General features: G+C 40.8%; 20 protein-coding genes and 1 tRNA gene. 16 read left to right on the top strand and 5 right to left on the bottom strand.

Annotated elements, in window-relative coordinates:
- Nucleotides 1-28: 28 nt before the first annotated feature.
- From M1G05_RS03575 to M1G05_RS03545, 7 genes are all read left to right on the top strand, one after another.
- Nucleotides 29-1015 (top strand): GMP reductase, encoded by a 987-nt coding sequence (locus M1G05_RS03575; protein WP_227325786.1) that lies wholly within the window; start codon nucleotides 29-31, stop codon nucleotides 1013-1015.
- 65 nt (nucleotides 1016-1080) lie between these two features.
- Nucleotides 1081-1152: transfer RNA gene (locus M1G05_RS03570), tRNA-Arg, on the top strand.
- Nucleotides 1153-1335: 183 nt separating this feature from the next.
- The gene (rnc, locus tag M1G05_RS03565; RefSeq protein ID WP_125454454.1) at nucleotides 1336-2034 is read left to right on the top strand and encodes a ribonuclease III; all 699 of its coding nucleotides are present in this window, start codon (nucleotides 1336-1338) and stop codon (nucleotides 2032-2034) included.
- Nucleotides 2025-5564, top strand: coding sequence for a chromosome segregation protein SMC (smc, locus tag M1G05_RS03560; RefSeq protein WP_247953126.1), 3540 nt, complete (start codon nucleotides 2025-2027; stop codon nucleotides 5562-5564). Before rnc ends, smc begins: the two co-directional genes overlap by 10 nt.
- Nucleotides 5565-5707: 143 nt before the next feature.
- Nucleotides 5708-6643, top strand: a complete 936-nt coding sequence (locus M1G05_RS03555) for a bifunctional riboflavin kinase/FAD synthetase (protein WP_247953125.1) — start codon at nucleotides 5708-5710, stop codon at nucleotides 6641-6643.
- 151 nt (nucleotides 6644-6794) lie between these two features.
- Entirely contained in the window at nucleotides 6795-7568 is a 774-nt protein-coding gene (locus M1G05_RS03550; protein ID WP_247953124.1) for a nucleotidyltransferase domain-containing protein, read from the top strand.
- A gap of 8 nt (nucleotides 7569-7576) precedes the next feature.
- A complete protein-coding gene (locus M1G05_RS03545; protein WP_247953123.1) occupies nucleotides 7577-8629 on the top strand; it encodes a hypothetical protein in 1053 nt (350 codons plus the stop codon).
- A gap of 126 nt (nucleotides 8630-8755) precedes the next feature.
- On the opposite strand, the gene M1G05_RS03540 is transcribed toward M1G05_RS03545, so the two are convergent.
- Genes M1G05_RS03540 through M1G05_RS10015 form a run of 3 tightly spaced genes read right to left on the bottom strand, consistent with a single transcriptional unit; the run spans nucleotide 8756 to nucleotide 10605 of the window.
- Nucleotides 8756-9571, bottom strand: coding sequence for a TIGR03943 family putative permease subunit (locus M1G05_RS03540; RefSeq protein WP_227325789.1), 816 nt, complete (start codon nucleotides 9569-9571; stop codon nucleotides 8756-8758).
- Entirely contained in the window at nucleotides 9568-10473 is a 906-nt protein-coding gene (locus M1G05_RS03535; RefSeq protein ID WP_247953122.1) for a permease, read from the bottom strand. The genes M1G05_RS03540 and M1G05_RS03535 overlap by 4 nt, the downstream gene beginning before the upstream one ends.
- Entirely contained in the window at nucleotides 10474-10605 is a 132-nt protein-coding gene (locus M1G05_RS10015; RefSeq protein WP_000268685.1) for an SPJ_0845 family protein, read from the bottom strand.
- A 290-nt stretch (nucleotides 10606-10895) separates the two neighbouring features.
- Here M1G05_RS10015 and M1G05_RS03530 point away from each other — a divergent pair, with 290 nt between their 5' ends.
- The 5 genes from M1G05_RS03530 to M1G05_RS03510 all read left to right on the top strand — a co-directional run bounded on the left by M1G05_RS03530 (nucleotide 10896) and on the right by M1G05_RS03510 (nucleotide 16914).
- A complete protein-coding gene (locus M1G05_RS03530) occupies nucleotides 10896-13025 on the top strand; it encodes a Tex family protein (protein WP_247953121.1) in 2130 nt (709 codons plus the stop codon).
- Nucleotides 13012-13461: a SprT family protein gene (locus tag M1G05_RS03525; protein ID WP_060628178.1), complete on the top strand. Its 450-nt coding sequence runs from the start codon at nucleotides 13012-13014 to the stop codon at nucleotides 13459-13461. Before M1G05_RS03530 ends, M1G05_RS03525 begins: the two co-directional genes overlap by 14 nt.
- A 58-nt stretch (nucleotides 13462-13519) precedes the next feature.
- Nucleotides 13520-13792, top strand: coding sequence for a PspC domain-containing protein (locus tag M1G05_RS03520; protein WP_033685104.1), 273 nt, complete (start codon nucleotides 13520-13522; stop codon nucleotides 13790-13792).
- A gap of 373 nt (nucleotides 13793-14165) precedes the next feature.
- Nucleotides 14166-14924, top strand: a complete 759-nt coding sequence (locus tag M1G05_RS03515; protein WP_247953120.1) for an ABC transporter ATP-binding protein — start codon at nucleotides 14166-14168, stop codon at nucleotides 14922-14924.
- Nucleotide 14925: 1 nt separating this feature from the next.
- The gene (locus M1G05_RS03510; RefSeq protein ID WP_247953119.1) at nucleotides 14926-16914 is read left to right on the top strand and encodes an ABC transporter permease; all 1989 of its coding nucleotides are present in this window, start codon (nucleotides 14926-14928) and stop codon (nucleotides 16912-16914) included.
- Between the two features lie 42 nt (nucleotides 16915-16956).
- On the opposite strand, the gene M1G05_RS03505 is transcribed toward M1G05_RS03510, so the two are convergent.
- Complete coding sequence (locus M1G05_RS03505) at nucleotides 16957-17652, bottom strand: VIT1/CCC1 transporter family protein (protein WP_247953118.1); 696 nt, start codon at nucleotides 17650-17652, stop codon at nucleotides 16957-16959.
- 230 nt (nucleotides 17653-17882) lie between these two features.
- On the opposite strand from M1G05_RS03505, the gene M1G05_RS03500 reads away from it, so the two are divergent.
- The 4 genes from M1G05_RS03500 (at nucleotide 17883) to tnpA (ending at nucleotide 21441) form a co-directional block, all read left to right on the top strand.
- A complete protein-coding gene (locus tag M1G05_RS03500; protein WP_247953117.1) occupies nucleotides 17883-18674 on the top strand; it encodes a Cof-type HAD-IIB family hydrolase in 792 nt (263 codons plus the stop codon).
- Entirely contained in the window at nucleotides 18674-19492 is an 819-nt protein-coding gene (locus M1G05_RS03495; RefSeq protein ID WP_000763438.1) for a Cof-type HAD-IIB family hydrolase, read from the top strand. The genes M1G05_RS03500 and M1G05_RS03495 overlap by 1 nt, the downstream gene beginning before the upstream one ends.
- A gap of 3 nt (nucleotides 19493-19495) precedes the next feature.
- On the top strand, nucleotides 19496-20779 hold the full coding sequence (gene ftsY, locus M1G05_RS03490) for a signal recognition particle-docking protein FtsY (RefSeq protein ID WP_247953116.1): 1284 nt from the start codon (nucleotides 19496-19498) through the stop codon (nucleotides 20777-20779).
- Between the two features lie 197 nt (nucleotides 20780-20976).
- Complete coding sequence (tnpA, locus tag M1G05_RS03485; RefSeq protein WP_000057429.1) at nucleotides 20977-21441, top strand: IS200/IS605 family transposase; 465 nt, start codon at nucleotides 20977-20979, stop codon at nucleotides 21439-21441.
- A 135-nt stretch (nucleotides 21442-21576) separates the two neighbouring features.
- Here tnpA and zwf read toward each other — a convergent pair whose 3' ends face one another.
- Complete coding sequence (zwf, locus tag M1G05_RS03480; protein ID WP_247953115.1) at nucleotides 21577-23067, bottom strand: glucose-6-phosphate dehydrogenase; 1491 nt, start codon at nucleotides 23065-23067, stop codon at nucleotides 21577-21579.
- Nucleotides 23068-23166: the final 99 nt, after the last annotated feature.

Genomic DNA, 23166 nt, shown 5'->3' with positions numbered 1-23166 from the left:
GTCATTACAAAAGAAACGAGACATCGATATGTTAAATGAATTTCCAATTTTTGATTACGAAGATATTCAATTGATTCCAAATAAATGTGTGATTAAAAGCCGTGCAGAAGCGGATACAAGTGTCACTCTAGGAAATCATACCTTTAAACTACCTGTTGTACCAGCAAATATGCAGACGATTTTGGATGAAAATGTAGCAGAGCAACTAGCTAAAGGGGGCTACTTCTACATTATGCACCGTTTTGATGAGGAAGGACGCATTCCTTTTATTAAACGAATGCACGATCAAGGGCTCATTGCTTCTATCTCTGTCGGTGTTAAGGACTATGAGTATGATTTCGTTAGCCAACTCAAGGCTGATGCTCCGGAATACATCACGATTGACATTGCTCACGGTCATGCGGATAGCGTGATTTCTATGATTCAACACATCAAGAAAGAATTGCCAGATACTTTTGTCATTGCTGGAAATGTGGGAACACCAGAAGCCGTGCGTGAATTGGAAAATGCTGGTGCGGATGCTACTAAGGTCGGAATCGGTCCTGGTAAGGTTTGTATCACCAAGGTCAAGACTGGTTTTGGTACAGGTGGTTGGCAGTTAGCTGCCCTACGCTGGTGTGCCAAGGCTGCCCGTAAACCGATTATCGCTGATGGAGGAATTCGTACTCATGGCGATATTGCCAAGTCTATCCGTTTCGGTGCTAGCATGGTCATGATTGGCTCTCTCTTTGCAGGACACATCGAAAGTCCAGGGAACACGATTGAAGTTGATGGCGAACAGTTCAAAGAATACTACGGTTCAGCTTCACAATATCAAAAGGGTGCTTATAAAAACGTCGAAGGAAAACGCATCTTGCTTCCTGCCAAAGGTCACCTGCAAGACACTTTAACTGAGATGGAACAAGACCTTCAAAGTGCTATTTCTTATGCAGGTGGTCGTGAGGTAGCTGACCTTAAACACGTTGATTATGTTATCGTGAAAAACTCCATCTGGAATGGGGATGCTTCCCACTAAGACGGGCTATCCGTCTAGAAAAAACTTGTTATTAGAGCAAATTTCTGTTATAATAAGACAAGTTTCCACCCTTAGTGTAATGGATATCACGTAAGATTCCGGTTCTTGAGATGGGGGTTCGATTCCCTCAGGGTGGATGCAAACATCCTAAAAAAGCCTTTAATAGGGCTTTTTTCTTTATTCTGACCCAAGTTTAACCCTAAAACTGAAAATCTTATTTTAAAGAATTCCCAAATGCTCTCCAGTCCCGTTTTAAAGTGACTCAGGGGGCTTTTTTTGATATAATAAAAAGGACTGTTATCAGTTAGAAAGAGGTTGGTATGAAAGAATTACAAACTGTACTAAAGAACTATTTTGCAATCGAATTTGCAGACAAAAATTTACTGGAGACTGCCTTTACTCATACGAGTTATGCCAATGAGCACCGCCTCTTAAAAATTTCACACAATGAGCGCTTGGAATTTTTAGGAGACGCTGTTCTACAGTTATTGATTTCAGAATATCTGTATAAAAAATATCCTAAAAAGCCTGAAGGCGATTTGTCCAAACTCCGTGCCATGATTGTTCGTGAGGAGAGCTTGGCTGGTTTTGCGCGTGATTGCCAGTTTGATCAATTTATCAAACTTGGTAAAGGGGAAGAAAAATCTGGTGGACGCAATCGTGATACCATCCTTGGTGATGCCTTTGAGGCTTTTCTCGGTGCCCTACTTTTGGACAAGGATGTGGCCAAGGTCAAGGAATTTATCTACCAAGTCATGATTCCTAAGGTTGAAGCAGGCGAGTTTGAGATGATTACAGACTACAAAACTCATCTTCAAGAGTTGCTTCAGGTCAATGGGGATGTGGCTATTCGTTATCAGGTGATTTCTGAAACGGGACCTGCTCATGATAAGGTCTTTGATGTAGAAGTTCTTGTTGAAGGTAAGAGCATTGGTCAAGGTCAAGGTCGTTCTAAGAAATTAGCAGAGCAGGAAGCTGCCAAAAATGCCGTTGAGAAAGGGCTGGATTCATGTATTTAAAGGAAATCGAAATTCAGGGATTCAAGTCTTTTGCTGATAAGACCAAGGTCGTCTTTGACCAAGGCGTGACGGCAGTTGTTGGACCCAATGGATCTGGAAAGTCAAATATTACAGAAAGTCTGCGTTGGGCCTTGGGGGAGTCAAGTGTTAAGAGTCTCCGTGGGGGCAAGATGCCGGATGTCATCTTTGCTGGAACTGAAAGTCGCAAACCGCTCAATTATGCTTCTGTAGTTGTGACTCTGGAGAATCATGACGGATTTATCAAGGACGCTGGTCAAGAGATCAGGGTGGAACGTCATATTTATCGTAGTGGAGATAGCGAATACAAGATTGACGGTAAGAAAGTCCGTCTACGTGATATTCATGACCTTTTTTTGGATACAGGTTTGGGACGAGATTCCTTCTCCATCATTTCCCAAGGGAAGGTTGAGGAGATTTTTAATTCTAAGCCTGAAGAACGCCGTGCCATTTTTGAAGAAGCTGCGGGGGTTTTGAAATACAAGACTCGCAGAAAAGAAACAGAGAGCAAACTGCAACAAACTCAGGACAATCTAGACCGTCTTGAAGATATTATCTACGAATTGGATAATCAAATCAAGCCTCTTGAGAAGCAAGCTGAGAATGCCCGTAAGTTTTTAGACTTGGATGGTCAACGTAAGGCTATTTACTTGGATGTTTTGGTTGCTCAAATCAAGGAAAATAAGGCTGAACTAGATTCAACAGAAGAAGAGTTGGCTCAGGTTCAGGAACTCTTGACCAGTTATTACCAAAAGCGTGAAGCGTTAGAAGAAGAAAATCAAACTCTTAAAAAGCAACGCCAAGATTTACAGGCTGAAATGGCCAAAGACCAAGGCAGTTTGATGGATTTGACCAGTCTGATTAGTGACTTAGAGAGAAAATTAGCCCTATCGAAACTGGAGTCCGAGCAAGTAGCCCTGAATCAACAGGAAGCACAAGCCCGTTTGGCTGCTTTAGAGGATAAGAGAAATTCACTCAGCCAAGAAAAATCTGATAAAGAAAGCTCTTTAGCCCTCTTAGAAGAAAATCTAGTCCAAAATAATCAAAAACTCAATCGATTAGAGGCTGAATTACTGGCTTTTTCAGATGATCCAGATCAGATGATTGAGCTCTTGCGTGAACGCTTTGTAGCCCTTTTACAAGAAGAAGCGGATGTCTCAAACCAACTGACTCGTATTGAGAATGAGTTGGAAAATAGTCGTCAGCTTTCTCAAAAACAAGCAGATCAACTAGAAAAGCTGAAAGAACAGTTGGCTACATCTAAAGAGAAGGCTAGTCAGCAAAAAGAAGAGCTTGAAACTGCCAAGGAGCAGGTTCAGAAACTACTGGCCGACTACCAAGTCTGTGCCAAGGAACAGGAGGAGCAGAAAACTTCCTATCAAACTCAACAAAGTCAACTCTTTGACCGTCTGGATAGTCTCAAAAACAAGCAGGCTAGAGCCCAAAGTTTGGAAAATATCCTGAGAAATCATAGTAACTTTTATGCAGGTGTCAAGAGTGTCCTCCAAGAAAAAGACCGCCTTGGTGGGATTATTGGAGCAGTTAGTGAGCACCTGACCTTTGATGTGCATTATCAAACTGCCTTGGAGATTGCGCTTGGAGCCAGCAGTCAGCATATTATCGTAGAAGATGAGAACGCGGCAACCAAAGCGATTGATTTCCTAAAGCGCAACAGAGCTGGTCGTGCCACCTTCCTTCCTTTGACCACTATCAAGGCGCGTACGATTTCTAGTCAGAACCAAGATGCTATCTCTGCAAGTCCAGGTTTCCTTGGTATGGCAGATGACTTGGTGACATTCGATAATAGGTTGGAAGCTATTTTCAAGAACTTGCTAGCTACAACAGCTATTTTTGATAGTGTGGAACATGCGCGTGCAGCAGCTCGCCAGGTTCGTTATCAGGTTCGTATGGTGACATTGGATGGAACAGAGTTGCGCACAGGTGGTTCTTATGCAGGTGGTGCCAATCGCCAGAATAACAGCATTTTTATCAAGCCAGAACTGGAGCAATTACAAAAAGAAATTGCTGAAGAAGAAGCAAGTCTTCGTTCAGAAGAGGCGACTTTGAAGACCTTGCAAGATGAGATGGCTAGATTGACAGAAAGTTTAGAAGCTATCAAATCTCAAGGAGAGCAGGCTCGTATTCAGGAGCAAGGTTTGTCCCTCGCTTATCAGCAAACTAGTCAGCAAGTTGAAGAGCTAGAAACTCTTTGGAAACTCCAAGAAGAGGAATTAAATCGTCTTACTGAGGGAGATTGGCAAGCAGATAAGGAAAAATGCCAAGAGCGCCTTGCTACTATTTCCAGTGACAAGCAAAATCTGGAAGCTGAGATTGAAGAGATTAAGTCTAACAAAAATGCCATCCAAGAGCGTTATCAGAACTTGCAAGAACAGGTAGCGCAAGCTCGCCTGCTTAAGACAGAACTGCAAGGGCAAAAACGTTATGAAGTAGCTGATATTGAGCGTTTAGGCAAAGAATTGGACAATTTAGATATAGAACAAGAGGAAATCCAGCGTCTTCTTCAAGAAAAGGTTGACAATCTTGAGAAAGTTGATACAGATTTGCTCAGTCAACAGGTAGAAGAAGCCAAAACTCAGAAAACAAACCTCCAACAAGGTTTGATTCGCAAGCAGTTTGAGTTGGATGATATTGAAGGTCAGCTGGATGATATTTCCAGTCATTTGGATCAGGCTCGCCAGCAGAATGAGGAATGGATTCGAAAGCAAACACGTGCTGAAGCTAAGAAAGAAAAGGTCAGCGATCGCTTGCGCAATCTACAAAGTCAATTAACAGACCAGTATCAGATTAGCTATACTGAAGCTTTAGAAAAGTCTCATGAGTTGGAAAATCTCAATCTGGCAGAGCAAGAAGTTAAGGATTTAGAGAAGGCTATTCGCACACTGGGTCCTGTCAACTTGGAAGCTATTGACCAGTATGAAGAAGTTCACAACCGTCTGGACTTTCTAAATAGTCAGCGAGATGATATTTTGTCAGCGAAAAATCTGCTCCTTGAGACTATCACAGAGATGAATGATGAGGTCAAGGAACGCTTTAAATCAACCTTTGAAGCCATTCGTGAGTCCTTTAAAGTGACATTCAAGCAGATGTTTGGTGGAGGTCAGGCGGACCTGATTTTGACTGAGGGGGATTTGCTGACAGCTGGGGTTGAGATCTCTGTTCAACCACCAGGCAAGAAAATCCAGTCCCTCAACCTCATGAGTGGTGGGGAAAAAGCCCTATCAGCTCTAGCCTTGCTTTTCTCTATTATTAGAGTTAAGACTATTCCATTTGTGATTTTGGATGAGGTAGAGGCTGCGCTTGACGAAGCCAATGTTAAACGTTTCGGGGATTACCTCAATCGATTTGACAAGGACAGCCAGTTTATCGTTGTGACACACCGTAAGGGAACCATGGTAGCGGCTGATTCTATCTATGGAGTGACCATGCAAGAATCAGGTGTGTCAAAAATTGTTTCGGTCAAGTTAAAAGATTTGGAAGAAACAGTAGACTAGTTACCAAACGATAGCATCTCTTAGGGGATGCTATTTTTTAAAACTAACATCTTGAATAATTTTTTAAGGTCAGTTCAGGGGCAAAAAACGACATTTGGGCTTTCCTTTTAGCGAAAAGGCTTTCTCTATGATATAATAGTTTCATGATTACAACAGTACCTATAAAAAATGAAAAAGACATCGCAGTACCTGATAAAACAGTTCTTGTATTAGGCTATTTTGACGGTATTCATAAAGGACATCAGAAGCTTTTTGAAGTAGCTAGCAAGGCTTCTATGAAAGAATATCTACCAGTTGTCGTGATGACCTTTACAGAGTCACCTAAGCTTGCTTTGCAACCGTACCAGCCAGAATTAATGCTTCATATTGTTAGCCATGAAGAACGAGAACATAAGATGAAATGGCATGGAGTAGAGGCTCTTTTCTTACTTGACTTTAGTAGTAAATTTGCTAGTTTAACGGGGCAAGAGTTCTTTGATACCTATGTTAGAGCATTAAAACCAGCGATTATCGTAGCAGGATTTGATTACACCTTTGGTTCTGATAAGAAAACTGCGGATGATTTGAAGGACTATTTTGATGGAGAAATTATCATTGTTCCTCCCGTTGAGGATGAAAAGGGGAAAATTAGTTCTACTCGTATTCGTCAAGCTATTCTTGATGGAGATGTCAGAGAAGCTGGTCAGTTACTTGGCACTCCTCTACCATCACGTGGAATGGTTGTTCATGGCAATGCTCGTGGACGGACTATCGGTTACCCAACAGCAAACTTAGTTTTAAGAGATAGAACTTATATGCCAGCAGACGGTGTCTATGTAGTCGATGTCGAAGTGCAGCGTAAAAGATATCGTGGAATGGCGAGTGTCGGGAAAAATGTTACTTTCGATGGAGAAGAGCCACGTTTTGAAGTCAATATTTTTGATTTTTCAGATGACATTTACGGTGAAACAGTTATTGTCTACTGGTTAGACCGTGTCCGAGAAATGGTCAAATTTGACTCCGTTGAAGAACTGGTAGACCAACTCCAGAAGGATGAAGAAATTGCTCGGAATTGGAAGGATGGAGATTCTGTCATTTAAAGGTCTCAGGTATAGAAAACGTCTGAAAAAACTACTAGATGGATTAGTTATTTTGGTAGTAGTTTTGATAGTTTGATACAAAGCACTTTCAGTCCTCCTAGTTTCCTATTTTAGTAACTGTTTATGTTCAAATTATAGACGAGGCTTTATTATGCAAACGCAAGAAGAAATGAATGTTCTGGTACCCGAAAAATTAGCAGAAATTGAGCGTGATTTCGATGTCACAGTTTTGTGGGCTATTGAGTCTGGTAGTCGTGCATGGGGCTTTGAGTCTCCCGATAGTGACTTTGATGTACGATTTATCTACAAACACAAGCAAGATTTTTATCTCCGTTTGAATAAACAGCGCGATGTTATCGAATTACCAATTGACGATACTTGGGATGTGAGTGGCTGGGATTTAGACAAGACTTTAAAACTCCTTTATAAGTCTAATCCTACACTATTTGAATGGTTACAGTCACCAATTGTTTATCAACAAACGGATTTTATCGAGCACATACGTCCACTTGCAACCCAGTATTTTTCTGAGAAAAAAATGCTGTACCATTACTTGAACACTGCAAGAACTCAAATGAATAAGTATCTTTCAGGAGACAAGGTCAAACCTAAAAAGTATTTCTATGCGCTGCGTCCTATTTTGGCTTGTCGCTGGATTGAAAAATATCATTCTGTTCCACCGATTTTGTTTGATGATTTAGTCAAAGAATTACTTCCGTCTCAAATGCAGGAGCATGTATCAAGGTTACTTGACATTAAGATAAACGGTCCTGAAAGTATGGAAATTGATCCGATAATGCCAATCCAGCACTACATCATCAAAAACATCAAAGAGCTGGATGCATACGTTCAAAGTGTTACCGAGGTGAAGAAAGATTGGAAAGCTCTAAATCAATTTTTTCTTGAAGAATTAGGGCATGACTGAGGTTGTTTATGGGTAAATGGACATGTAAATGCGGGCAAGCGATGAACGACCATAGGTCGCCCGATTCAAATGCTTATTCAGTTTACTCGGATGAGTTGTTAGTAGAAATCATGAATAAAAAAGATGGGAATGATTCAATTTCTTATGAAGACATTTCAGAGGCGTCATTTTATATGTGGAAGTGTCCTAAATGCGGTAGTTTCATGGTTTTTGGCGAAGACGGAGATGGAGATCGCTTTACTTTTTATGAACGCCAAGAAGTTGAAAAGGTCGAGCATCTCTTTGATCCGGATCAAGAGTTAAATATCGTTGTTGTTGAGTTTCAGGAGGGAGGAAATGGCTATACTTATATCTGCGATGACCCAAATATCCATATTGGGCACGCTGTTATTGTCCCAGTAGGGAAGGAAAATACTGAAAAAACTGCTTTAGTTGTACAGAAGTATCATGCCCTACCAAAGGATATCACTTTTCCTGTTGAAAAGTTAAAACGTGTCATTCGTAGGTATTCACATTTCGACCCATTCACTTCGAAAATCATTTGTAGAAATTTAATTAAGCTTGGAAGAATTTTTGATGCTTGCTCTAAAAACGCTAAACCTGCGCCTCAGCAAACATATTACGTTATCAAAACTCCCTTAGGCTATTTCTGGTTAGAATTAAATGGAGTTCCTATTCCAATGAAAATTACACAAATTCAAGTCAGCGATAAAAAGTACCAAGTAAACAGAGCCCTTTATATAAAGCCTTCAGAGATTAACTGTAGAAGATTCTATGAACTGGAGTTGTGTGCTGATTTTGATATTGATGCCTCGAGATGGATCGATGTTCTCTCGGATGAAAATGTTTGGGGCAATAGCTGGGAACTAAATGGCCTTCAATTTGGTATTACTGCAGGGGAGTCTCCAGAATTTGAAGACGAAGTTGTTGCAAGAAAATATAGTCGTATCCCACTTTATTATGACTGGCACCCTGAATTTGAAGATTATTATGGCTTCAGTTTAGCTTGGAAAAAATACGAGTCTGATAGCGATTTGTCGATAGATTTTTATACAACATAAGAAAGTTATAAAACATCAAAAATTACATCTTACTATAGACTATTTAACAAAAAACGAACAGGCTCTTTTTCTGTTATTCAGAAAAGAACTTGTTCGTTTTAACTTTTATGGTCTTAGCTTGCTTTTTTAAAACACGCGATATACGTATGGATTTTCTGGTTTATCAACTTTGGTAAAGCTGTCAATTTCCAAGGTTGGGAGGTTTTGTTTGAGTTCTTTATGATAGTGATTGACTAGTTTTCCTTTGGCTGTTATCCAGGTGTTATTCTCATACTGACGGGTATTTCCCTTGGTCAGCAATCCATAGACACCTGAATCCGCGATACAGTGAATAATACCGAAGCGGAACAAAAATTGACTATTAGCATGACTGGGGTCATTATAGACAAAGCCTGTGAACTGGACTGTCTTGCCCTCAAACTCATCTGGATAGTCGTAGATAGCCTCCATGACTTCCATATAGTTTTCATTAGTGATCTGAATACTACCTTGGGACAAATATTTATCCGCTGCAGTTCGCATCTCTTTTTCATAGGCTGTTTTTGAAAAATAAGAACTGGTATCTGGTTTCAAATATTGGCTTGTCGTCCCTTCACTTGTCTGGATGGCTTGATCCGTTCCTTCCGATAAGGGGAAATGATATCCTTTGGCAGAAACAGTCTGAGAATCCAAGCTAACAGTTGGAAAAGTTAAACCGACGACAATAGGAATGGCCAGAAGAGCAACACTAGTAACCTTCGCTAATCGGTTGTTCAGATGACTGTGGATTTTGACTTGCTTCATCCAGATATACAATTGAACAATAGCCAAGATAAAGGAAAGCACCATGGAAATATAGGCAAGATAGGAATAGTGCATGTTGATGTACTGGTTTAATTTGCCCGACAGATGGAGATAAATGGTCAGTTCAAAATAGCCAGCTAAAACTAAAAACCGAATCATAGGATGACTCCAATCAAGAGAGAATAGACTAAGACAACGAGTGTCACAATCGTAATGAAGTGACTGATAAATCGTGCTTTCAAGTAATTTTTCATCATGAGAATATTTTTGATATCCAGCATTGGGCCAATGACGAGAAAGGCCAGAACTGGTGCCAAGCCGAAACTTGAGAGAAGAGAAGCACCGATAAAGGCATCCGCCTCACTGCAGAGAGAGAGAAGAAAGGCCAAAAGCATCAAGAGCAGGATGGCAAAAATAGGGGTTGCACTGATAGAGGTCAGAATCCGAGTCGGAACATAAACCTGTATCATAGAAGCAAAGAGACAGCCAAATACCAAATAACGCCCCGTATCAAAAAACTCATCTATCGCTTGCACAAAGACCTGAAAAACTTTTTTTGCAGGGGTCAAGTGAGAAAAATCGTGCTCATGACAAGCCAACCGATTTTCTTTTTGAATCGGTTCTTGCCAGAAAAATCCTAGAAAAATCCCAAGTATCACAGCCACAAGAATGGAACCAAGAGCTCGTAACAGGGCGATATGGAATGAGTTGCCAAAGGCAGAATAGGTCGCAAATAGAACAATGGGATTGATAACAGGGGCTGTCACAAGAAAGGGAACGGCTGTGTAACTGGGAACCTTTTTTTCCAGAAAACGATTGATAATGGGGACGATTCCACATTCACAAGAAGGGAAAAGCATCCCGATAAAGGTTCCAAAAAAGATTCTCCCCCAACGATTTCGAGGGAGAAAATGATAAACCTTATCAGGTGTGATATAAACCTCAATCAGCCCTGAAACAATACTTCCTATCAGAACGAAGGGTAGGGCTTCAATGATAATGGAGAGAAAAATGGCTCCAGTCTGAAGCACACTAGAAGGGAGTTGTTGGAAAGCAGTCATCTAGTTTTTCTTTTCTGCTTTGGCTTTTTTCTCTTTGTCATCAGGGAAAGTGACTTGTTTCAAATCAGGGAGTTTAGCAAACTCCTCAAACATCTTGTCCAAGTCGTCTCGTTTTGTAAATTTTACAGCCATAGGTGTACCTCGATTCTAAATTCTACCTCTATTATACTATTATTTTGAGGAAAAGGGCGGTTTTTAATTTGTTTTCGATAGTTGATATTCTTCGAAAATCTCTTCAAACCACGTCAGCTTCGCCTTGCCGTAGATATCATAGGTATAGGTAACTGACTTCGTCAGTCTTATCTACTACCTCAAAACGGTGTTTTGAGCAATCTGTGGCTAGCTTCCTAGTTTGTTTTTTGATTTTCATTGAGTATGAAAAGGATTGGAGCAAGCCTTCCCGCTTGTGGTATAATAGATTCATGGATAAAAAATATGAAAAAATCTCCCAAGATTTGGGAGTGACGTTAAAGCAAATCGATACCGTTCTAAGTTTGACAGCTGAAGGGGCGACAATTCCCTTCATCGCGCGTTATCGCAAGGACATGACTGGTAGTCTGGATGAGGTGGCGATTAAGGCCATTATTGACTTGGATAAAAGTCTGACAAATCTCAACGACCGTAAGGAAGCTGTTTTAGCTAAGATTCAAGAACAAGGCAAGTTGACCAAGGAATTGGAAGAAGCTATCTTAGCTGCCGAAAAATTAGCAGACGTAGAAGAACTCTATCTTCCATACAAGGAAAAGCGTCGAACCAAGGCAACTATTGCCCGTGAAGCCGGACTCTTTCCGCTTGCTCGCTTGATTTTGCAGAATGTAACTGACTTAGAGAAGGAAGCTGAAAAATTCGTCTGTGAAGGATTTGCGACTGGGAAGGAAGCCTTGGCTGGTGCAGTTGATATCTTGGTCGAAGCCTTATCTGAAGATGTCAATTTACGCGCTCTAACTTATCAGGAAGTGCTGAGACACTCTAAAATCACCTCGCAGGTCAAAGATGAGAGTCTTGATGAAAAGCAGGTCTTTCAGATTTATTATGACTTTTCAGAGACAGTTGGAAATATGCAGGGTTATCGTACCTTAGCCCTCAATCGTGGGGAGAAGCTAGGTGTCTTGAAGGTCGGTTTTGAACATACGACGGACCGTATTCTAACTTTCTTTGCTTCTCGTTTCAAGGTGAAAAACGCCTATATAGATGAAGTTGTCCAACAGTCAGTTAAGAAAAAAGTTTTGCCTGCTATCGAGCGACGCATTCGGACGGAATTAACTGAGAAAGCAGAAGAAGGGGCTATCCAACTCTTTTCGGACAATCTGCGCAATCTGCTCTTGGTTGCTCCGCTGAAAGGGCGCGTGGTTCTTGGATTTGACCCTGCCTTTCGTACAGGTGCCAAGCTAGCTGTCGTGGATGCAACAGGAAAAATGCTGACAACTCAGGTCATTTATCCTGTCAAACCAGCATCAGCTCGTCAAATCGAAGAAGCAAAGAAAGATTTGGCAGATTTGATTGGTCAATACGGTGTAGAGATTATTGCCATCGGTAATGGAACGGCCAGTCGTGAAAGTGAAGCTTTTGTGGCGGAAGTTCTTAAAAATTTTCCTGAGGTTAGTTATGTCATCGTCAATGAAAGTGGTGCTTCGGTCTATTCTGCCAGTGAACTTGCTCGTCAGGAGTTCCCAGACTTGACCGTTGAAAAACGCTCTGCCATTTCTATCGCCCGTCGTTTGCAAGATCCTCTTGCGGAATTGGTCAAAATCGATCCTAAGTCAATTGGTGTCGGTCAATACCAACATGATGTCAGTCAGAAGAAATTATCTGAGAGTCTGGACTTTGTTGTCGATACAGTGGTAAACCAAGTCGGTGTCAATGTCAATACAGCCAGCCCAGCTCTTCTTTCCCATGTCGCTGGACTCAATAAAACCATTTCTGAAAATATCGTCAAGTATCGTGAAGAAGAAGGAAAAATCACTTCACGAGCTCAAATTAAGAAGGTTCCGCGTCTGGGTGCCAAGGCTTTTGAACAGGCAGCTGGTTTCCTTCGTATCCCTGAAAGTAGCAATATCCTTGATAATACAGGAGTTCACCCAGAAAACTATGCTGCGGTTAAGGACCTCTTCAAACGTTTAGATATTAAAGACCTAAACGAAGAAGCCCAAGGCAAACTCAAGTCGCTATCAATCAAGGAAATGGCGCAAGAACTAGACCTTGGTCCAGAAACTCTTAAAGATATCATTGCCGATCTTCTCAAACCAGGTCGAGATTTCCGTGATTCCTTTGACGCACCTGTACTTCGGCAAGATGTCCTAGATATCAAAGACTTAGTGGTTGGTCAGAAGCTGGAAGGTGTGGTGCGTAATGTCGTTGACTTCGGTGCCTTCGTTGATATCGGAATTCACGAGGACGGCTTGATTCATATTTCCCACATGAGTCGCAAGTTTATCAAACACCCTAGTCAAGTGGTGTCAGTTGGAGATTTGGTAACGGTTTGGGTTAAGAAAATCGATACTGAACGTGAAAAAGTCAATCTGTCGCTTCTAGCTCCAAATGAGACTGACTGATTACGTCAAGCAGGTTTCAATAGAAGACTTCGGCAGACCTTTTATCCATCATGCCCAGTGGAATAGGCGTCTACGTTCGACAGGTGGGCGATTTTTCCCAAAAGATGGGCATTTGGATTTTAATCCCAAGGTTTATCAGGAACTGGGTCTGGATGTTTTTAGGAAAATTGTCCGACATGAACTCTGTCATTATCACCTCTATTTTCAAGGGAAGGGCTATCAACACAAGGATCGGGATTTTAAGGAACTGTTGAAAGCAGTGGATGGATTACGCTTTGTACCAACCTTGCCAAATAGCAACTCCAAACCACTCAAGGTCTATCGTTGTCAATCCTGCCAGCAAAGGTATCAGCGCAAGCGAAGGATTGATACCAAACGCTATCTCTGTGGAGTTTGTAGAGGTAAATTGCTACTAATAAATCAGCCTGAGGACTGATGAAAGCCGAGCCTACCCGTGATATACTATATCTAACCTAGCAGAAAGAGGAAATATCATGAATAGTAAATTTTATAAAATGAGACGAAATCGCATGATTTCAGGAGTTTTGGCAGGTCTGTCAGACAAGTGGAACTTTGATGTTACCCTTGTACGTTTTCTGTTTGCCATTTTTACAGTTGCAAACTTTGGACTTGGCGTGATTATCTATATCATCCTAGCTTCTATCATGCCAACCAAGGAAGAAATTGAAGCAGAAATGTACGGAACAGGCCCACGCAAACGCAAAGAAGCCCAAGCTATTGAAGAAAATGATGGATGGTTTTGGTGAGGTAGAAACAGTTATTTTACTGTTAGTCTATGAATTCGACTAATCTATTTTAAAATTTTTGAACCCTTGTATCTGCAAGGGTTTTCTTCTTACTTTCTTTTTATGGTAAAATATTTTTAATAAAATATCTACATTTCCCCCCAATCTTACAAAAATGTAAGATTAAAGTCTCTTTTGTAAGGTTAGGTTATGGCAAGCAGTCTTTTTTTGATGTAAACTAGACTCATAAAGAACAAAGGAGTAACATCATGAAACAAATCTTACATAAGAAAACTAGAAAACCAAGTCACAAAGAAATCGAGCGTGTTCAGCTGGGATGCGCTATGATGCAAGCAACATTTCATTTGATGGGATATTAAGAAAGGAGATTCTCATGACACTTTTAGATGTAAAACACGTTAAAAAAATTTATAAAACTCGTTTTCAGGGCAACCAAGTAGAAGCCCTCAAGGATATTCACTTTACCGTCGAAAAGGGTGACTACGTTGCCATCATGGGTGAGTCTGGTTCTGGTAAATCAACTTTGCTCAATATTCTAGCTATGCTGGATAAACCAACTCGTGGTCAGGTTTACTTGAATGGAACTGACACCGCAACCATTAAAAATTCACAGGCTTCTAGCTTCCGTCGTGAAAAGCTGGGATTTGTCTTCCAAGACTTTAATTTGTTAGATACTCTCTCTGTAAAAGATAATATCTTGCTTCCCCTTGTCTTGTCAAGAAGACCCATTACGGAGATGATGAAGAAATTGGTGGTGACAGCTGAGAATCTGGGAATTAACCAATTGCAAGAGAAGTACCCTTACGAGATTTCAGGTGGGCAAAAACAGCGTGTAGCAGTAGCCCGCGCCATCATCACAGAACCTGAAATTCTCCTTGCGGACGAGCCAACAGGTGCCCTTGATTCCAAGTCCTCTGCAGCCTTACTTGATGTATTTGATGAAATCAATGAGCGCGGCCAAACCATTCTCATGGTAACCCACTCAACAGCAGCAGCTAGCAGAGCCAAGCGCGTGCTCTTTATCAAAGACGGCATTCTTTACAATCAAATCTACCGTGGAGAGAAGACAGAACGTCAGATGTTCCAAGAAATTTCTGATACCTTGACTGTCATGGCAAGCGAGGTGAATTAGTATGTTTCGATTAACCAATAAGTTAGCGGTATCGAACTTGATTAAAAACCGCAAACTCTACTATCCTTTTGCGCTGGCTGTTCTCTTGGCAGTCACTGTCACCTATCTCTTTTACTCTCTAACTTTCAATCCCAAGATTGCAGAAATTCGTGGAGGGGAAACGATTCAAGCTACTCTAGGATTTGGTATGTTTGTCGTCACCCTTGCGTCAGCCATTATCGTCCTCTATGCCAATAGTTTTGTCATGAAAAACCGTTCCAAGGAACTGGGGATTTATGGCATGTTGGGATTGGAGAAACGTCACCTGATCAGTATGACCTTTAAGGAGTTAGTGGTATTTGGGATTCTAACTGTTGGAGCAGGTATCGGTATTGGAGCCTTGTTTGACAAGTTGATTTTCGCTTTCCTACTCAAACTGATGAAATTAAAGGTAGAACTAGTCGCTACTTTCCAGATGAAAGTTGTCATTACAGTACTTGTTGTCTTTGGATTGATTTTCCTAGGCCTCATGTTCCTGAATGCCCTTCGAATCGCCCGTATGAATGCCCTCCAGCTTTCTCGTGAAAAAGCTAGTGGTGAGAAAAAAGGACGTTTCCTTCCTCTCCAAACTATTCTTGGTGCGATTAGTTTAGGTGGTGGATATTGTCTTGCGGTTACCGTAAAAGATCCCCTTACAGCTCTAACAACTTTTTTCCTAGCTGTTTTGCTGGTTATCTTTGGTACTTATCTCTTGTTCAATGCAGGGATTACCGTTTTCCTTCAAATCTTAAAGAAAAATAAGAAATACTATTACCAACCAAATAACCTTATCTCAGTGTCTAACTTGATTTTTCGTATGAAGAAAAATGCGGTTGGACTAGCAACTATCGCAATTTTGTCAACAATGGTTTTGGTAACCATGTCAGCAGCGACTAGTATTTTCAATGCCTCAGAAAGCTTTAAAAAAGTTTTAAATCCGCATGATTTTGGGATTACTGGACAAAATGTTGAAAAAGAAGACTTGGACAAACTCTTGAGCCAGTTTGCAAGTGACAAAGGTTATAGTGTCAAAGAGAAAGAAGTGCTTCGTTACGCTTACTTTGGTGTTGCAAACCAAGAAGGTAGCAAGTTAACCATTTTTGAAAAAGGACAAAACCGTGTCCAAGTCAAAACAGTTTTTATGGTATTTGACCAAAAAGATTATGAAAATATGACTGGTCAAAAACTTTCTCTATCAGGCAATGAGGTCGGACTCTTTGCAAAGAATGAGGGAGTTAAAGAACAGAAAGCTCTAACTCTAAATGATCATCAATTTTCTGTAAAAGAAGAATTTACTAAAGATTTCATTGTAAACCATGTTCCAAATCAGTTTAATATTTTGACTTCTGATTACAATTACCTTGTTGTACCTAATTTACAAGCCTTTTTGGACCAATTCCCAGATTCGGATATCTATAATCAGCTTTACGGTGGTATAAATGTAAATATCAGTGAAGAAGAACAACTCAAAGTCGCTGAAGAATATGAAAAATACTTACAAAAGTTTAATGCTCAATTAAACACTGAAGGTAGCTATGTGTATGGTAGCAATCTAGCAGATGCTAGTGCTCAAATGAGTGCCCTCTTTGGTGGTGTCTTCTTTATCGGTATTTTCCTATCCATTATCTTTATGGTCGGAACCGTTCTGGTCATCTATTACAAACAAATTTCTGAAGGCTATGAAGACCGTGAGCGCTTTATTATCTTGCAGAAAGTCGGTTTAGATCAAAAGCAAATCAAGCAAACCATCAACAAACAGGTTTTAACTGTTTTCTTCCTTCCTTTGCTTTTTGCCTTCATACATCTAGCCTTTGCCTACCATATGCTTAGTCTGATTTTAAAAGTGATTGGTGTAATAGATACGAATATGATGTTGATTGTGACCTTGTCTATCTGCGCTATCTTCCTCATCGCCTATGTGCTGATTTTCATGATTACTTCAAGAAGTTATCGCAAGATTGTGCAAATGTAAAAAAAGATACCTCGACTTCAAAATCGAGGTATTTCTTATGTTCTAAATGCTGAAAAGTTGTCCGAGTAAGAAGGTAACTCCCATGGTTAAAAGACCAATAGCAAGGTTCCGAATCATAGCTGTTTTGGTTGGGGCTTTTCCAAGTTTGGCACTAGTGTAACCAGTGAGAAGAAGGGCCACACCGACGATAAGGACAGTAGCAGGGATGCGGTATTCACTTGGGAAAATGGTAATTGAAAGCATGGGTGGTAAGCTACCAAGGAAAAAAGAAATAAAGCTAGAGATAGCAGCGTGCCAAGGATTGGTAAATTCTTCATACTCTATCCCGTATTTTTCCTCTACCAAAGCCTTGAGCGGATTATTTAAAAAGGCTTTGTTGGTGAGAAGTTGGGCTGATGTTTCACACTCACCATTTTGAATATAGGCAGCATAGAGGGAATTTTTGGCTAGTTCCATATCCTGATCTAGCAAGACTTGCTCACGCGCAACGGCTGCTTCCTCAGTATCTTTTTGAGTTGAAACGGACACATATTCTCCACCAGCCATTGAAAAGGCACCAGCTAGGATAGCCGCAAACCCTGATAAAAAGATAATCCAGATATTGCTCGTAGCACTAGCAACCCCGATAACCACACCAGCAATGGAAATAATCCCGTCGTTAGCACCAAGAACACCCGCACGTAGGATATTTAAACGACCTGCAAAATTTGAATCAATTTCGTGATTTGTTTCTGACATAGTATTCTCCTTTTTATCCAGTATAAAGGAAACAGGTAATGAAATCAATCTTTTAAAAGTATCTGAAAAAAGTTGCACGATTTTAATTTTACGAGCTTTTTTAAAAGATAGAAACAGCACTAGCTAGTAGAGAAGGATAAAAGAGAAGCAAAGCTGATAGACTAGTCCTTTTTCTACTTATCTATGGTATAATAGGAGGTAGATTTACTAATCGGAGTAAGAAAGATTTTATGATTAAACTAGTAGCAACGGATATGGACGGAACTTTTCTAGATGGAAACGGGCGCTTTGATATGGACCGCCTCAAGTCTCTCTTGGTTTCCTACAAGAAAAAAGGGATTTACTTTGCGGTGGCTTCAGGGCGCGGATTTCTATCTCTAGAAAAACTATTTGCTGATGTTCGTGATGACATTATTTTTATCGCGGAAAATGGCAGTTTGGTCGAATATCAAGGTCAAGACTTGTATGAAGCGACAATGTCTCGTGAGTTTTATCTATCAACTTTTGAAAAGCTGAAAACGTCACCTTATGTAGATATCAATAAACTGCTCTTGACGGGTAAGAAGGGTTCTTATGTGTTAGATACGGTTGATGCAACCTATTTGAAAGAGAGTCAGCATTATAATGAAAATATCCAAAAAGTAGCGAGTTTAGAAGCTATCACAGATGATATTTTCAAATTTACAACCAACTTCACAGAAGAAACGCTGGAAGCTGGAGAAACTTGGGTAAATGAAAACGTTCCTGGTGTCAAGGCTATGACAACTGGCTTTGAATCCATTGATATTGTTCTGGACTATGTCGATAAGGGTGTGGCTATTGTTGAATTAGCTAAAAAACTTGGTATCACAATGGATCAGGTTATGGCATTTGGAGACAATCTTAATGACCTGCATATGATGCAGGTTGTGGGACATCCTGTAGCTCCTGAAAATGCACGACCAGAAATTTTAGAATTAGCAGAGACTGTGATTGGTCACCATAAGGACCAGTCGGTCATAGCTTATATGGAGGGCTTATAATGGCAGATATAAAATTAATCGCATTGGACTTGGACGGTACCTTGCTGACTACTGATAAAAGGCTGACGGATCGAACCAAGGCAACCTTGAAAGCTGCGCGTGATCGTGGTATCAAGGTCGTATTAACAACTGGTCGTCCCTTAAAAGCTATGGATTTCTTTCTCCATGAACTAGGGACTGACGGACATGAAGATGAATATACGATTACCTTTAATGGTGGTTTGGTTCAGAAAAATACAGGTGAAATCCTTGATAAAACAGTCTTTTCATACGATGATGTGGCACGCTTGTATGAGGAAACAGAGAAATTATCACTGCCTCTTGACGCCATCTCAGAAGGAACTGTTTATCAAATCCAATCTGACCAAGAAAGTCTTTATGCCAAATTCAATCCAGCATTGACCTTTGTTCCAGTGGACTTTGAAGACTTATCTAGTCAAATGACTTATAATAAATGCGTGACTGCTTTTGCTCAAGAACCCTTGGATGCAGCCATTCAGAAGATTTCGCCAGAATTGTTTGACCAATATGAAATCTTTAAATCACGTGAAATGTTGCTAGAGTGGTCACCAAAGAATGTTCATAAAGCAACAGGTTTAGCAAAACTAATCAGCCATCTTGGAATCGACCAAAGCCAAGTCATGGCTTGTGGTGATGAAGCCAATGACCTTTCTATGATTGAATGGGCAGGGCTCGGTGTTGCCATGCAAAATGCTGTTCCTGAAGTCAAGGCAGTCGCAAATGTGGTAACTCCAATGACCAATGATGAGGAAGCTGTCGCCTGGGCTATCGAAGAATACGTGCTAAAGGAGAACTAAGATATGGGATTATTTGACCGTCTATTCGGAAAAAAAGAAGAACCTAAAATCGAAGAAGTTGTAAAAGAAGCTCTGGAAAATCTTGATCTATCAGAAGATGTTGAGCCTGCCCTTACAGAAGCTGAGGAACTTCCTCAGGGAGAAGCAGAGGTTGAAAGTTCTGAAGAAGCTGTGTTTGAAGAAGAGGAAATCCAAGTCACAGTTGAAGAAAATAAGGATTCAGAGCCAGTTGTAGAAGTTCAACAAGTGGAAGAATTGCCAAACTCAGAAGAAGTCCCAGAGGAAGAGAATACTGAGCTCCTAGAGACTGTAGAAGAAAATAGTTCTGAAGTGCTTGAACCAGAAACGTCTCAAGTAGAAGAAACTGTTCAGGAAAAATATGACCGCAGTCTCAAGAAAACTCGCACAGGCTTCGGAGCTCGCTTGAACGCCTTCTTTGCTAATTTCCGCTCTGTCGATGAAGAATTCTTCGAGGAGTTGGAAGAACTGCTGATCATGAGCGACGTTGGTGTACAGGTCGCTTCTAACTTAACAGAGGAGTTACGCTACGAAGCCAAGCTTGAAAATGCCAAGAAACCCGACGCACTACGCCGTGTCATCATTGAGAAATTGGTTGAGCTTTATGAAAAGGATGGCAACTACGATGAAAGAATCCACTTCCAAGATGGATTGACTGTAATGCTCTTCGTCGGTGTGAATGGTGTTGGGAAAACAACTTCTATCGGAAAACTAGCCCACCGCTACAAACAAGCTGGGAAGAAGGTCATGCTGGTTGCGGCAGATACCTTCCGTGCAGGAGCAGTAGCCCAGCTTGCTGAATGGGGCCGTCGTGTTGACGTTCCAGTTGTGACTGGACCTGAAAAAGCTGACCCAGCTAGTGTAGTCTTTGATGGCATGGAACGTGCTGTAGCTGAAGGTATCGATATTCTTATGATTGACACCGCTGGTCGTCTGCAAAACAAGGACAACCTCATGGCTGAGTTGGAGAAGATTGGACGCATCATCAAGCGTGTTGTGCCAGAAGCGCCGCATGAAACTTTCTTAGCATTAGATGCTTCAACTGGTCAAAATGCCCTGGTACAGGCCAAAGAATTTTCAAAAATTACCCCTTTGACAGGAATTGTCTTGACTAAGATTGATGGAACGGCTCGAGGTGGTGTTGTTCTAGCCATCCGTGAAGAACTCAATATTCCTGTAAAATTGATTGGATTTGGTGAAAAAATCGATGATATTGGAGAGTTTAACTCAGAAAACTTTATGAAGGGTCTCTTGGAAGGCTTAATCTAATCAGAAGCAAAAATCCTGCAAGGTACAAACTTGCAGGATTTTTTTTATTATGTGACTATTAGTCCGTCTCGCTCCGTTAGGTGAGAGACAAAAAAACCACCCGCTATGCGGGTGCGCGTCGAAGGTTATACCAAAAAAACTCCGAACGCGATACAATAAAGGTGTTCAAGCCAATTGTAAAGCGAAAGGAGAAAAATATGGCACAAAAGGCTCATAGTTTATCGCACACAAAGTGGCACTGTAAGTATCACATTGTGTTCACCCCTAAGTACAGACGAAAAGTTATATATAATCAATATCGAAGTAGTTTAGGCGAAATATTTCATCGCTTGTGTAGTTATAAAGGAGTTGAAATTATCGAGGGTCACTTAATGCCAGACCATGTACACATGTTAGTAAGTATTCCACCAAGGATAAGTGTTTCGAGTTTCATGGGATATTTAAAAGGAAAAAGTGCACTCATGATGTTTGACAAACACGCCAATCTCAAGTACAAGTTTGGGAATCGACATTTCTGGGCGGAAGGTTATTATGTAAGTACAGTAGGGCTTAATGAAGCCACAATTAAGAAATATATTCAAGAACAGGAAAAGCATGATATAGCACTAGATAAATTAAGTGTAAAAGAATATGAGGATCCCTTTAGGGATAGTGGTAAGTAATACTAAAGCCTCTTTGAGAGGCAAGTGACGAGTCAAGAGCAATAAGGCTTGAACAAAGTGAAAGCCAGCGTCTTTAGGCGCTGGCTGGTAATTTGGGCTTATAGCCCTGGGACAAACCACCCGTTTGACGGGTGGTCATGATTCTAAACGACCATCTTGACGATAGGCAATATCTGGTTGCCAAGTCCATTTGGCACCGAATTTTTCAAGTAAGTCAAAGCTTGCTTGAGGTCCCATGCTTCCAGATTTATAGTCATGAAGTGGGGCACCATTTTCAGCCCAGAGTTCTTCGATACGGTCAATCAATTTCCATGACGCACCAACCTCATCCCAATGGCTAAAGTTAGTTGAGTTGTTGTTTAGGACATCATAAATCAATTTTTCGTATGGTTCTGGAGAGGCACCAGTTGCGGTCGCATCTGTACGGTAATCAAGTGAGTTAGGAGCCAGGTTGAATTCTTCTCCTACTTGCTTCCCATTTAGGCTAAGAGAGAAGCCTTCTGTTGGTTGGATATAGATGGTCAAAATGTTTGGAGCAAGTGGTTCTCCAAAGATAGAATCCATTTGTTTAAAGACGATGTTGACATGAGTTCCTTTTTCAGTCAGACGTTTACCAGTACGGAAGAAGAAAGGAACACCACGGAAGCGATCGCTGTCTACAAAGAAGGCACCAGATGCAAAGGTTTCAGTTGTAGATTCTGGATTCACATTTGGCTCACTACGATAAGAGATATATTTCATGCCATCAATCTTACCAGAGCGGTATTGACCACGGATAAAGTATTCTTTAAGTTCTTCATCAGTTGGGTGATAGAGGTTTTTAAAGACCTTAATCTTCTCAGCACGAATCTCGTCTTTTGTGAAGCTTGCTGGCTTATCCATGGCAAGGAGGGAAAGCAGTTGCAAAGTATGGTTTTGTACCATGTCGCGGAGGGCACCAGATTGGTCATAGTAGCCACCACGTTCTTCTACACCCAAGCGCTCTGCAAAGGTAATTTGAACATTGTCGATAAAGTCCTTGTTCCAGACATTTTCAAAAATCAGGTTTGCAAAGCGAATTGCAAAGATACTTTGGATCATTTCCTTACCAAGATAATGGTCGATACGGAAAATTTGTTCTTCGTTAAATGTTGCCAATAGTTCGTCATTTAACTTGCTTGCAGTTGCGTAATCTGTACCAAATGGCTTCTCAACGATTAAACGCTCAAAACCTTTACCATCTACGATGTTTTCAGACTTAAGGTGTTTAGCAATAGTTCCAAAGAATTGAGGAGCCATTGACAAGAAGAAGAGCTTGTTGTGTTCAGCTTGGTACTTGTCATTTAGTTCAGCCTGCAATTGACGTAAAGCAATGTAGTGTTCTGTATCATTGACATCATGACTTTGATAGTAGAAGTGGCTAGCGAATTCTTGAGCCTGTTCGGTACTATCTGCCAAATCAAGGATGGATTCGACTACAACAGATTCAAAATATTCCTTGCTCCATGGACGACGAGCAGTTCCAATGACAGCAAAGTGCTCGGAAAGATTGCCGGATTTATATAGTCTAAAAAGGGAAGGGTAGAGCTTGCGTTTAGCCAGGTCTCCACTCGCACCGAAAATTGTAACAATAACCTTAGATGACATCTAGCTACCTAATTTCTATTTTTATTCCTAGTCTTGCTAGGTATGAGGAAACCTCATTTTATAAACTTAATTCTAACATAATTTTCCGAAAAATCAAAA

Source organism: Streptococcus mitis, assembly GCF_023109515.1.
Lineage (GTDB): Bacteria > Bacillota > Bacilli > Lactobacillales > Streptococcaceae > Streptococcus > Streptococcus mitis_CS.
This window is presented reverse-complemented; position numbering and strand designations above follow the sequence as displayed.

Excerpts from the sequence above, each read along its gene's own strand:
- M1G05_RS03535 (WP_247953122.1), bottom strand. The coding sequence starts at position 10,473 with ATGACTGCTTTCCAACAACTCCCTTCTAGTGTGCTTCAGACTGGAGCC.
- tnpA (WP_000057429.1), top strand. The coding sequence starts at position 20,977 with ATGGCACAAAAGGCTCATAGTTTATCGCACACAAAGTGGCACTGTAAG.
- M1G05_RS03520 (WP_033685104.1), top strand. The coding sequence starts at position 13,520 with ATGAATAGTAAATTTTATAAAATGAGACGAAATCGCATGATTTCAGGA.
- M1G05_RS03525 (WP_060628178.1), top strand. The coding sequence starts at position 13,012 with ATGAGACTGACTGATTACGTCAAGCAGGTTTCAATAGAAGACTTCGGC.
- M1G05_RS03510 (WP_247953119.1), top strand. The coding sequence starts at position 14,926 with ATGTTTCGATTAACCAATAAGTTAGCGGTATCGAACTTGATTAAAAAC.
- M1G05_RS03530 (WP_247953121.1), top strand. The coding sequence starts at position 10,896 with ATGGATAAAAAATATGAAAAAATCTCCCAAGATTTGGGAGTGACGTTA.
- smc (WP_247953126.1), top strand. The coding sequence starts at position 2,025 with ATGTATTTAAAGGAAATCGAAATTCAGGGATTCAAGTCTTTTGCTGAT.
- M1G05_RS03540 (WP_227325789.1), bottom strand. The coding sequence starts at position 9,571 with ATGATTCGGTTTTTAGTTTTAGCTGGCTATTTTGAACTGACCATTTAT.
- M1G05_RS03545 (WP_247953123.1), top strand. The coding sequence starts at position 7,577 with ATGGGTAAATGGACATGTAAATGCGGGCAAGCGATGAACGACCATAGG.
- M1G05_RS03555 (WP_247953125.1), top strand. The coding sequence starts at position 5,708 with ATGATTACAACAGTACCTATAAAAAATGAAAAAGACATCGCAGTACCT.
- M1G05_RS03515 (WP_247953120.1), top strand. The coding sequence starts at position 14,166 with ATGACACTTTTAGATGTAAAACACGTTAAAAAAATTTATAAAACTCGT.
- M1G05_RS03495 (WP_000763438.1), top strand. The coding sequence starts at position 18,674 with ATGGCAGATATAAAATTAATCGCATTGGACTTGGACGGTACCTTGCTG.
- M1G05_RS03505 (WP_247953118.1), bottom strand. The coding sequence starts at position 17,652 with ATGTCAGAAACAAATCACGAAATTGATTCAAATTTTGCAGGTCGTTTA.
- zwf (WP_247953115.1), bottom strand. The coding sequence starts at position 23,067 with ATGTCATCTAAGGTTATTGTTACAATTTTCGGTGCGAGTGGAGACCTG.
- M1G05_RS03550 (WP_247953124.1), top strand. The coding sequence starts at position 6,795 with ATGCAAACGCAAGAAGAAATGAATGTTCTGGTACCCGAAAAATTAGCA.
- M1G05_RS03500 (WP_247953117.1), top strand. The coding sequence starts at position 17,883 with ATGATTAAACTAGTAGCAACGGATATGGACGGAACTTTTCTAGATGGA.
- M1G05_RS03575 (WP_227325786.1), top strand. The coding sequence starts at position 29 with ATGTTAAATGAATTTCCAATTTTTGATTACGAAGATATTCAATTGATT.
- M1G05_RS10015 (WP_000268685.1), bottom strand. The coding sequence starts at position 10,605 with ATGGCTGTAAAATTTACAAAACGAGACGACTTGGACAAGATGTTTGAG.
- ftsY (WP_247953116.1), top strand. The coding sequence starts at position 19,496 with ATGGGATTATTTGACCGTCTATTCGGAAAAAAAGAAGAACCTAAAATC.
- rnc (WP_125454454.1), top strand. The coding sequence starts at position 1,336 with ATGAAAGAATTACAAACTGTACTAAAGAACTATTTTGCAATCGAATTT.